The sequence below is a fragment of the Pseudomonas sp. Irchel 3A18 genome (assembly GCF_900187465.1).
In the GTDB taxonomy this organism is placed as follows: domain Bacteria; phylum Pseudomonadota; class Gammaproteobacteria; order Pseudomonadales; family Pseudomonadaceae; genus Aquipseudomonas; species Aquipseudomonas cichorii.
Genome location: NZ_FYDI01000030.1, coordinates 1 through 5,650 on the forward strand (window position 1 = coordinate 1; position 5,650 = coordinate 5,650).

Genomic DNA, 5,650 nt, shown 5'->3' on the forward strand with positions numbered 1-5,650 from the left:
TGCCTTTGTGATGCTGGAATCGCTACCGCTGACTACTAACGGCAAGCTGGACCGCAAGGCGCTGCCTGTGCCGGATCAATCGGCATTGGCCAGCCGGGCCTATGAAGCGCCGCAAGGCAAAGTCGAAACGGCGATTGCCGAACTCTGGCAGGAATTGCTGGGTGTTGAGCAAGTGGGTCGTCATGACCACTTCTTCGAGCTGGGCGGTCACTCGTTGTTGGCAGTGAAGCTGATCGAACGGATGCGTCAACAGAATCTCAGCGCCGATGTGCGTGTGCTGTTTGGCCAACCAACCCTCGAAGCCCTGGCGGCGGCAGTGGGTGGCGGGACGCGCGGCGTAATTGTTCCCGACAACCTTATTCCTGCTGGCTGTGAGCGTATTACGCCGCAGATGTTGCCACTGGTTCGTCTGAGTCAGGAGCAGATCGACACGGTCGTGGCCAGTGTGCCGGGCGGTGTTGCCAATGTGCAGGACATCTATGCCCTGGCTCCGCTGCAGGAGGGGATCATGTATCACCACCTGGCGGCCTCCGTTGGTGACCCGTACCTGCAATATGTGATGTTCGGCTTTGACAGTGAGAGTCGGATCGAAGCTTTCGCCCAGGCCTTGCAGGCCGTTATTGCCCGTCACGACATCCTGCGCACCGCTGTGCTGTGGGAAGGTCTGGACGAACCACTGCAAGTGGTCTGGCGTGAAGCGGAGCTGGGTGTTGAAGTCGTGAGCCTGGATCCTGCTGACGGCGATATTGAAACCCGTCTGCATGAGCGTTTCGATCCACGCCATTACCGCCTGGACATCCGTCAGGCTCCCCTGATGCGCATTGCCTGCGCGCGGGATCCGCTCAACGATCGTTGGGTGGCCATCCTGCTGTTCCATCACCTGATAGACGATGCAACCTCGCTGGCCGTGCTTTCCCATGAGATCGAGGCGTTCATGCAAGGCAGCGAGCATACGCTGGCGGCCTCGGTGCCTTACCGCAACTACGTGGCCCAGGCCCGCCTGGGAGCCAGTCGCGAAGAGCACGAAGTGTTCTTCCAGAATATGCTCGGGGATATCGACGAACCGACACTGCCTTTCGACCTGCAGGATGTGCAGGGCGATGGCAGCGGTATCGAAGAGGTTCGCCAGGCCGTGGATGCCGATCTGACACAGCGACTGCGCCATCAGGCGCGTGGGCTTGGCGTCAGCATGGCCAGTCTCTATCACCTTGCATGGGCGCAGGTCCTGGCCAGGGTCACTGGTAAGGAAGAAGTGGTCTTCGGCACGGTATTGATGGGGCGCATGCAGGGCGGCGAGGGTGCCGATCGGGCGCTGGGGATGTTCATCAACACCTTGCCGTTGCGCGTGAGTGTCGGTGATATCAATGTTCAGGATGCGGTCAGGAACACTCACCGCCGTCTGAGCGGACTGCTTGTCCACGAATATGCCTCACTGACGCTCGCGCAGCGCTGCAGTGCTGTAAAAGCGCCATTGCCTCTGTTCAGTGCCTTGCTCAATTACCGCCATACGGGAGCATCCCGCTCTCGTGAAGGCATGGATGGCTGGGCGGGCATAGAACTGCTCAAAGGTGAAGAACGCACCAACTATCCACTGACGCTGTCGGTGGATGACGAAGGTCAGGGCTTTGCTTTCTCGATCATGACCTCTGCTGATGTGGGCGCCAGACGCGTCTGTGACTATGTGCAGCAGGCGCTGGCAGGGCTGGCCGATGCGATGGAGCGGGCAACGGTTTCAAGGATGCGGGACGTCTCCATTCTGCCGGTTCAAGAGCGAGAACGTGTGATCACGGAGTTCAATGCGACCCGTGTGGCGTATCCGCTCGATAAGACCGTCCATGGCCTGTTTGAGGCCCAGGCAGTGCGCACACCAGAGGCCATTGCACTGGTGCATGAGGATCGGCAACTGAGCTACGCCGAACTGAACGAGTGTACCAATCGCCTGGCCCGGCATTTGCGCGACCAGGGTGTGGTTGCCAATGCCCGAGTGGCGATCTGTGTCGAGCGTGGTATCGAGATGGTGGTCGGCCTGCTGGCGATCATGAAGGCGGGTGGCGCTTATGTGCCGCTTGATCCGGACTATCCGGCCGATCGCTTGAACTACATGCTGGACAGCAGTGCTCCTGTGGCCTTGTTGACCCTGGGTCAGATACCGGAAGGCCTGTCCTGCGGTCGTGTAGCGACCATCGATCTCGGCCCTGAGGCGTCCTGGCGCTCAGGGCCGGCTGATCCGGTCACTGGCCAGGCCGATTCCCGGCAGTTGGCTTATGTGATCTACACCTCCGGTTCCACCGGCAAGCCCAAGGGGGTGATGGTCGAACAGCGGGGCGTGGTCAACCTCCTGTGTGCCATGCGCGACATGGTTCAGGCGACGCCGCAAGATCGCATGCTGGCACTGACCACCATCAGCTTCGACATTGCCGGCCTTGAGCTTTACATGCCGCTGATCTGCGGCGCCCGTACCGTGCTGCTGGATCGCCGTCAAAGCCATGACCCGCAATTGCTGGCCGAGGCCATCAGCCACAGCGGTGCAACACTGATGCAGGCCACGCCCGCCACCTGGCGACTGTTGCTGGATTCCGGCTGGTCCGGTGCTTCCGGGCTCAGGGCTTTGTGCGGTGGTGAGGCGCTGCCTCTGGAGCTGGCACAGCGTGTGGCCGCCAGAGTTGAAACGCTCTGGAACGTCTACGGCCCGACCGAAACCACCATCTGGTCGTCGTCGCTGCAATTTGACGTCAATGACAAGGTATCGACCCGTGTCGGTATCGGGCGGCCGATTGCCAACAATCGTTTTTACCTGCTGGACGAGCAGGGCGAACCGGTGCCCATGGGCGTGGCGGCCGAGTTGTACATCGGTGGTGATGGCGTGGCACGGGGTTACCTGAACCGGGATGACCTGACTGCCGAACGCTTCATGGACGACCCTTTCAGCACCGACACCGGCGCCCGCATGTACCGCACCGGCGACCTGGGCCGCTGGCTGGCAGACGGCAGTATCGAATACCTGGGCCGTAACGACGATCAGGTGAAGATTCGCGGCTTCCGTATCGAGTTGGGCGAGATCGAGGCCCGGTTGGCACGTCATGAAACCGTGAAAGAAGCGGTGGTCATTGCCCGTGAGGACGTGCCGGGTGACAAGCGTCTGGTGGCTTATTTCACTTTGACGGTTGCCCAGGTCGATCTGGAAGTCCTCCGCACGCATCTGCAAGACCAGTTGCCGGGTTACATGGTGCCTGCGGCCTATGTCCATCTTGAACATTTGCCTCTGACACCTAACGGCAAGCTGAATCGCAAGGCACTGCCGGCACCCGACCAGCAGGCCGTTATCAGCCGTGGCTATGAAGCGCCCCAAGGCGAAACCGAAATCCTTCTGGCACAGATCTGGGCTGAAGTGCTCAAGGTCGAGCGGGTAGGACGCCATGACCACTTCTTCGAGCTGGGCGGCCATTCGCTGCTGGTGGTCAGCCTGATGGAGAAAGTGCGTCAGGCGGGCATGGAAGCCGACGTCAAAACCCTGTTTGAACAACCTACCCTCGCGAAATACGCCGCTGCGACGGAAAAAACGGAGATTTTCCTGTGAATTTGATTGAACTGCTGGCAACACTGGAAGAAAAAGGCGTCGAGCTTTCCGTTTCGGGTGAGCAACTGGCTGTACGCGGTCGTAAGCAGTCACTGGCCGAGCCAGCCGTCCTTGCCTTGTTGCGTGAACACAAGGCAATGCTGATCGAGTCGATCAAGAACGGCACGTATGCCACCACCCTGGCGAGCCTGCAGAATGTGCCAGCCAACGGCATTGTTCCGGGTTGTGAGCACATCACTGCGGATATGCTGCCGTTGCTGACCCTGGATCAGGCGGCCATCGACAGGATCGTGGCCAGTATTCCGGGCGGCACTGCCAATGTTCAGGACATCTACCCGCTGGCACCGTTGCAGGAAGGGGTTCTCTATCATCACCTGACTGCCGAGCGTGGTGATCCTTACGTGTTGCAGGCCGACTTCACCATGGCAAGCCGCGAGCGACTGGATGATTTCGTCGCGGCCTTGCAGAGCGTGATCGACCGGCATGACATCTTGCGCACATCGCTTGTGTGGGAAGGTTTGGATGAGCCGGTACAGGTGGTCTGGCGTGAGGCGAAGCTGGGCGTCAGGGACATCAGCCAGGAACTGGAAGAGGGTGAAGTGTTGCCGCAACTCAAGGCACGCTTCGATCCTCGTCATTACCGCCTGGATATCGGCCAGGCTCCGCTGATGCTGTTGGTGGTCAGCGAAGACAAGGCCAACCAGCGCTGGCTGGGCATGCTGCTGTTCCATCACCTGGCCATCGACCATGCTGCGCTGGAGATCGTGCAGCATGAAATGCAGGCGTTTTTGACCGGTCAGTCTAAAACCCTCCAACCCCCTGTGCCTTATCGCAACTATGTGGCGCAAACCCGCCAGCCCGGAAAGCGTCAGGGCCACGAAGCGTTTTTCGGCGAGATGCTGGGAGACATGGATGAGCCTACCTTGCCGTTCGGCCTGCAGGATGTGCTGGGCGACGGTAACGGAGTCGAAGAGGCGCACCTGACGTTGTCCCCTGAGCTTGGGCAACGCTTGCGTACCCAGACCCGACAACTGGGCGTCAGCGCCGCCAGTCTCTGCCATCTGGCCTGGGCCCGGGTGCTGAGCGTGGTATCGGGCCGCGACGATGTGGTGTTCGGTACGGTCATGCTAGGTCGCATGCAGAGCATGCAGGCCAGCGGGCAATCCCTGGGCATGTTTATCAATACCTTGCCGTTGCGTGTGCGTATCGGCGGGCAGAATGCCCGTGACGGGGTATCGAATACCCACGCCACGCTAACTCAATTGCTGGGCCATGAGCATGCATCACTGGCGCTTGCCCAGCGTTGCAGCGGCGTACTCGCCCCGACACCGCTCTTCAGCGCCTTGCTGAACTACCGGCACAGCGCTGACGCCGGGCAACCGCTGGATGCGCAGACACTGGCCGCCTGGAAAGGTATTGAAACCCTGAGTGCGGAAGAGCGGACCAACTACCCGTTGATTCTGTCGGTTGACGATTTCGGTGAGCATTTTGCACTCAACGTGCAGGCATCGGTGCAAATCGGCGCGCAACGTGTTGCAGGTTATATGGCCTCGGCCATGACTCATCTGGTCAGCGCTCTGGAGGCGGGTGGTCAAACCGAACTGACGGATATTCCGGTTCTGCCCGAGGCCGAATGTGAGCAACTGCTGCACAGCTTCAATCACAGTGCTGCCGACTATCCACGGGACAGCTCCGTTCATGCCCTGTTTGAACAACAGGTGGCCGAGCGTCCTGAAGCGCTGGCCGCTGTTCATGGCGAGCAGACGCTGACGTACGCCGAACTCAATAGCCGGGCCAATCGACTGGCTCATCATCTGATCAGCCAGGGTGTGATTGCTGGCGATGCCGTAGCCATTCTGCTGCCACGCTCCCTGGATCTGCTGGTGGCGCAACTGGCGATTAATAAATGTGCCGCCGTTTATGTGCCGCTGGACGTCAATGCACCCCAGGAACGTCAGGCGTTCATGGTGCAGGACAGCGGCGCTCGCCAGATTCTGACCCATGGCGACCTGGACGTGCCTCAAGGCGCTGCCCGCATCGACCTGGACCGTCTGGCTCTGGCTCAGCAATCCG

General features: G+C 60.3%; 2 protein-coding genes. Both read left to right on the top strand.

The annotated features are described in order from the left end of the window. Positions 1 to 3,577: non-ribosomal peptide synthetase (locus CKW23_RS26030; protein WP_143499022.1), on the top strand; the 3,577-nt coding region annotated here is incomplete at its 5' end. After that, on the top strand, positions 3,574 to 5,650 hold a 2,077-nt coding region (locus tag CKW23_RS26035; protein ID WP_143499024.1), incomplete at its 3' end, for a condensation domain-containing protein. The genes CKW23_RS26030 and CKW23_RS26035, both read left to right, overlap by 4 nt.